This is a genomic window from Tolypothrix sp. VBCCA 56010, from assembly GCF_050875635.1.
Classification (GTDB): Bacteria; Cyanobacteriota; Cyanobacteriia; order Cyanobacteriales; family Nostocaceae; genus Hassallia.
Map to the genome: position 1 here is coordinate 1 of NZ_JBPAOH010000276.1, position 5,363 is coordinate 5,363.

General features: G+C 42.8%; 5 protein-coding genes and 1 riboswitch. Of the genes, 3 read left to right on the forward strand and 2 right to left on the reverse strand.

The window, feature by feature from the left end; genetic code table 11:
- Window positions 1-115: 115 nt before the first annotated feature.
- Window positions 116-1,132, reverse strand: a complete 1,017-nt coding sequence (locus AABK37_RS40230) for a phosphotransferase (protein ID WP_432556979.1) — start codon at window positions 1,130-1,132, stop codon at window positions 116-118.
- A 187-nt stretch (window positions 1,133-1,319) separates the two neighbouring features.
- Window positions 1,320-1,404, forward strand: a riboswitch (adenosylcobalamin-variant (AdoCbl-variant) riboswitch).
- Window positions 1,405-1,461: 57 nt separating this feature from the next.
- Between AABK37_RS40230 and cobG the strand changes: the two genes are divergently transcribed.
- From cobG to AABK37_RS40245, 3 genes are read left to right on the forward strand one after another with little or no spacing between them, the layout of a single operon-like run.
- Window positions 1,462-2,928, forward strand: coding sequence for a precorrin-3B synthase (cobG, locus tag AABK37_RS40235; RefSeq protein ID WP_432556980.1), 1,467 nt, complete (start codon window positions 1,462-1,464; stop codon window positions 2,926-2,928).
- A gap of 3 nt (window positions 2,929-2,931) precedes the next feature.
- Window positions 2,932-3,558, forward strand: coding sequence for a precorrin-8X methylmutase (locus tag AABK37_RS40240; protein WP_432556981.1), 627 nt, complete (start codon window positions 2,932-2,934; stop codon window positions 3,556-3,558).
- 2 nt (window positions 3,559-3,560) lie between these two features.
- Window positions 3,561-4,259 (forward strand): precorrin-2 C(20)-methyltransferase, encoded by a 699-nt coding sequence (locus AABK37_RS40245; protein WP_432556982.1) that lies wholly within the window; start codon window positions 3,561-3,563, stop codon window positions 4,257-4,259.
- A gap of 607 nt (window positions 4,260-4,866) precedes the next feature.
- Here AABK37_RS40245 and AABK37_RS40250 read toward each other — a convergent pair.
- Entirely contained in the window at window positions 4,867-5,268 is a 402-nt protein-coding gene (locus tag AABK37_RS40250; RefSeq protein ID WP_432556983.1) for a TonB-dependent receptor domain-containing protein, read from the reverse strand.
- Window positions 5,269-5,363: the final 95 nt, after the last annotated feature.

Below are 5,363 nucleotides of genomic sequence, written 5' to 3' on the forward strand. Positions count from 1 at the left end.
CGCTCTGCATTAACATAACATCGCTCTGCATTAACATAACAACGCTCTGCATTAACATAACATTGCTCTGCATTCGCATTGCACTCTTATTGCCTTTGTTTGATTCGCGATCGCATTAATGAAATGCTGTACTAAGTAGAGTAGCAGTGTTTTCTTCCAACCAATCTGACAACAGCAGCATTCTCGCTACCGCATCTACTACGCTTTGGTGAGTTACTTTCCCTTCAATCAGCCATCCTGTCCAATAGACAATGCAGCTTGCTTGTTGTAAACGCCAAACTAATGTTAGCGCTTCTAGCTCCAATTGTGAAAGGCAAACGTGTTTAGCATACCCAGTGCTGAAAGCTTTGACAAATTCTAAGCTCGGTGCTTCCCCAGAAAATCGGGTAAAATGGTCGAGTGCTGCAACGTAATCCATTAACCGCAAGTCAAAAGTAGCAAACTCGAAGTCTAAAACTCCCACTACACGATTCTCCAGCAGCAAAACGTTAGGAGACAAGTAATCCGCATGAGTTGTTTGAACTGGAAGGATTTTGTAAAGATTAGGTGCAGCTTCAATAACTTCTGTCAATGTCTTTACAAGGCGCTGTTGCTGCATTAAAGTCAATTTAAGCAACTTTGGAATTTCAAGCGGTGTGACTAACGGATGAATATGATTCAAATCTCCCCATGCGGGTAATTGAGCCATTTTTCCTTCAAAATCGAATTTAGCAAGGGCATGATGCAATTCTCCAAGCGTCTGACTGATAGCATGGGTATGAGCGAGATTTTGGCGATCGCTGCTGTTACCGGCAATGAAAGGAAGCAAAGCAACACGCAGTAGTGAGTTATCCTGCTTAACTGTAACCAGCGTTTCTCCAAATGAAGTTGGTATGGGAGTTGGAACTACAAACGATAAATTGCGCGATCGCAAGTACGCTAGCAATGAATGTTCGTACTCAATTTGTGCAGTAGTTATAGAATCGTTGTATAATTTTAAAACGTATTTTTCTGTCTGTGTCTCTACAAAAAAGGTTGTGTTGACAGTACCTTGGTTCGTTGGTTGAACTTTTAAGATTTCGAGAAATGACCACGCATTCAGAAGAGCGATCGCATCTTCTTTAGATAACTGTGAGTGTTGAGAATTTCCCATGAGTAAATAAAGTAGGTTAGGATATTCTTAGTACAAGCACAAATTCATCACGAATTAAAATCAAGAAAGCTCTGCGTACCTCTGCGATTACTCAGCGCTCCTCTGCGTTGAAATTAGATTTATCCATATTTTAAGAAAGATTAGGCATTCGTGATGCACTAACTGAGGAACGTGATATGCTAGATAAGCTTAAAGTTAGGAAACTCCGGTGCAATTCCGGGACTGTGCCGCAGCTGTAAAAGGTTTACCTGAGTCAGAATGCTAACTTAAGCGGTGTCTAACAAACACTTATATTATCTATTCCCTGCGTCGCACGGGGAGTTACTGCCATGTCATGTCCAACCCTCGAACTAGCCACATTACCAGTATGTCCGGGTTTATTTTACGCTACCCCGGCACGAGATGGAATTCTTTCTCGGATTCGGATTCCTGGGGGAATTATCAATAGTCAACAAGGACGTGTTTTAGCAGAATTTGTAGAAAGCTTTGGTGAAGGATATGTTAATGTCACCAATCGAGCAAATTTGCAAATCCGAAAAATTCAAGGTGTTACCCCAGAAGTTCTAACAACGTTGCAAAAAGTTGGACTTGCAGCAACTTTAACAGAAGTCGATCATCTCCGCAACATTATGGCGAGTCCGACAGCGGGAATTGACTCGTTAGAGTTGATTGATACTCGTCCTTGGGTGAGAGAATTAGATGCATATATTTGCGGACATCCAGAATTAAAAGGATTATCAGCCAAGTTTAGTGTAGCGTTTGATGGGGGTGGGGCAGTTCGAGTGTGCGATCGCCCTAATGAAATTATATTTAGTGCCATCGCTCTTTCTGAAGACTGCGGAATGGTTGAAAACAATATTTACTTTCAGCTTATACTAGGCGATGCGACAAACATCTTACTTCAACCGAAAGAATGTTTAAGCGTGGTGGTGGCGATCGCGCAAGTTTATCTGGATAATGTAGATCAAACTAAGAAAAGCAAACTCCGTTTAAAACACCTTTTGCAAGATAAAGGTGTCGAATGGTATTTACAACAAGCTCAAGGTTATCTTCCTTTTCCTTTATTAAAGCGATTAAAACCAACTTTAGATAAAAGTATAAATCCCAAAAACTATAATTATCTGGGAGTTCATCCCCAGCGACAATCAGGACTTTCCTACATTGGAATTATCTTACCGTTGGGACAGCTTTTAAGCAAACAATTACACTCTTTAACAGATTTAGCACAAACTTATGGCAGTGGAACGCTCAGATTAACACCTTGGCAAAACTTATTAATTTCCGATATTCCTAACTCAAGCATTCCCCACGTCAAAGATGAAATTGAACGCTTGGGTTTACATTGGAATGCAAATCACATTCAAGGTTCTCTCGTAGCTTGCACAGGTAAAACAGGCTGTGCATCTTCTGCTACCGATACAAAACAACAAGCCTTAGCTTTAGCAGATTATTTAAAAAAGCATATCACCTTAGATGTACCTGTAAAAATTCACTTTAGCGGATGTCCGAAATCCTGCGCTTATCATGGCAAAAGTGACATCACTTTATTGGGTACTTTAGTTGAGAAGGATGAAACATTCGTCGAAGGCTATCACATCTATGTGGGGGATAAACAGCAGGCATTTGGACGTGAGTTATATCCTAACGTCTGTATTCCTGAAGTACCTCACCGGATTTTGCAGATGTTGCAAGTATACCATGTTAAGCGTACCCAGCTTGATGAATCTTTTGGAGAATTTACGAATAGATACACAATTGCCAAATTGCGGCAATTATTTGATGAGGAAGGGCAATAGCCGATGATAGATTATATACGTGATGGTGATGAAATTTATCGGCGCTCTTTCGCGATTATTCGCTCAGAGGCAAATTTAAACAGCTTATCTGCGGATTTAGTATCTGTGGCGGTGCGTTTGATTCATACTTGCGGTATGACTGATATTATCACAGATTTAGCCGCTTCAGACAACGCCGTTGCCGCAGGACGTGCAGCTTTAATAGCGGGAAAGCCGATTTTATGCGATTCGCAAATGGTAGCAGAAGGCATCACCCGCAAGCGATTACCAAGAGAAAATCCTGTAATTTGTACGCTTCACCATCCAGAAGTCCCAGCTTTAGCACAAAAGGTAGGAAATACACGTTCAGCAGCAGCTATGGAACTGTGGATACCACATATGCAGGAAGCAGTAATTGCTATAGGTAATGCACCAACGGCACTTTTTCGCTTACTAGAAATGCTTGATGCGAAAGCGCCAAAACCCGCTTTAATTCTCGGCTTTCCGGTTGGTTTTGTCGGTGCGGCAGAATCGAAAGCGGCTTTGGCAGAAGATAGCCGTGGCGTGCCTTTTATTACTATACATGGACGACGCGGTGGAAGTGCAATGGCAGCAGCCGCCGTGAATGCGATCGCCAAGGAGGAACAATAATTATGGTAAAATCTGGTTGTCTCTATGGTATCGGTGTCGGTCCTGGCGATCCGGAATTGATGACGTTAAAAGCGTTGCGGCTATTGCGGACTGTTCCTGTACTCGCTTATCCGGTATCGTTTGGTAAAAGCCTCGCTCGCTCAATTGTCGCCGAATATCTACCTGAAGGTCAAATTGAGATACCCATGCTCTTTCCCTTCAAAATTGACGAATCTGCCCAACCTTATTATGATAGTGCTGCGGAAAAACTCGCCGAATATCTCAGCGCTGGACAAGATGTAGTTGTACTATGTGAAGGCGACCCGTTTTTCTACGGTACATTTATGTATCTTTATACTCGGTTATCAGAACGATTTCCTACGCAAGTCGTTCCCGGTGTATCGTCTGTGATGGCGAGTGCATCAGCTTTAGGCGTACCGCTGACTTATCGTAACGATGCTTTTCTGGTGTTATCTGCGATACTTCCGGCTGAAGAATTATTGGCGAAATTAGCAGTTGCGGATGCTGCTGTCATCATTAAGCTGGGTAAGCACTTTACAAAAGTTTACGAAGTGCTGAAACAATTGGGATTAGCTGAGAGAGCAAAATTTATAGAAAAAGCCACAATGCAGAATCAGCGGATTGTACCTTTGAATGAAGTTGATCCGACAACTGTACCTTATTTTTCCTTAATTATGATACCGAGTCAATGGCAGCCATAATGAAAGCATCTGGATGGCAATGCAGCCCTGCGACGAGCAGTTGCACTCACCATTTTGACGAAGCTAATGCACGATAAGTCATAGTTGAGCGATCGCGTGGGTCAGTTGTTAGTTAATTGCGGCGTGAGTGTGACACTTCTAAGTACTATTTTGCATTAATTCGTAGCTTTTTTAAACGCAGAGAGAAGTTTGAGCGGAGGTTTCCTCCGTTCGCCCTTGGCGTTGCCGTTGGCGAAGCCTCTCGAAGAGAAGGCATCAAAGCTTCGGTGGGAGTGCAAAGGTAAGCGCAAAGGTGAATCAGTCGGCGGAGTCGGTTTCCTGAGCCAGCCGCGTGCGCGGGTTAAGAGCGTTGAGCGGACTGGCGTTCCCGTCGAACTGATGAACCCGAAGGGTACGCAGAGTCTTCGTTCAGATTTTCGCTACGAACTTATGCAATGTTGTACTTAGTAATGTTATACAACATTAAGTAGGTCGGTAGAAATAAACATAACTATGTAACAGTATGTAAATTAGGCTCAAAGCCTTACCCCAACTGCCAACTCCCTACTCCCTACTCCCTACTCCCTTGTCATAACTACGATTTTTAATGCCGACCTACTTAGCATTATCAGAACGTGTATGAAATGGTTCCTTGGACTGTGAATGGCGCACCTGGGTAAATAATGTTTCTATTTTGAGCTGTCTCGTAATATTCAACGTCAAAGAGATTTCTGATATTGAGGGCAACCCGCCACGTATCGCGTTTGTAGAAGATGGTGGCATCTGTTCTGAAGAAGCTTGGCAATTCAAATGTGTTCGGTAAATCCCCAGGTCTATCTCCAACAAAAAATAATCCAAGTCCTCCTCCAAAACCTTTTAAACCGCCATTCTGAATTTGGTAAGTTGTCCAAAAACTGGCAGTATGTTGAGCTGAGTTAGGCAATCGATTACCAATGGGAATTGTGTTGTCTTCCGTGACACGGGCATCTATGTAAGCATATGTCGCAATAATGCGATGGGGGCTCTTCATGAATTGCCCCTACGTAAATTCAATGGTGACGACGATTTGCGCTCATTCCTATCCTGGTAGTTTGTCAGATTTCATCTACTCATTACCTTCGTTCT

Excerpts from the sequence above, each read along its gene's own strand:
- AABK37_RS40230 (WP_432556979.1), bottom strand. The coding sequence starts at position 1,132 with ATGGGAAATTCTCAACACTCACAGTTATCTAAAGAAGATGCGATCGCT.
- cobG (WP_432556980.1), top strand. The coding sequence starts at position 1,462 with ATGTCATGTCCAACCCTCGAACTAGCCACATTACCAGTATGTCCGGGT.
- AABK37_RS40240 (WP_432556981.1), top strand. The coding sequence starts at position 2,932 with ATGATAGATTATATACGTGATGGTGATGAAATTTATCGGCGCTCTTTC.
- AABK37_RS40245 (WP_432556982.1), top strand. The coding sequence starts at position 3,561 with ATGGTAAAATCTGGTTGTCTCTATGGTATCGGTGTCGGTCCTGGCGAT.
- AABK37_RS40250 (WP_432556983.1), bottom strand. The coding sequence starts at position 5,268 with ATGAAGAGCCCCCATCGCATTATTGCGACATATGCTTACATAGATGCC.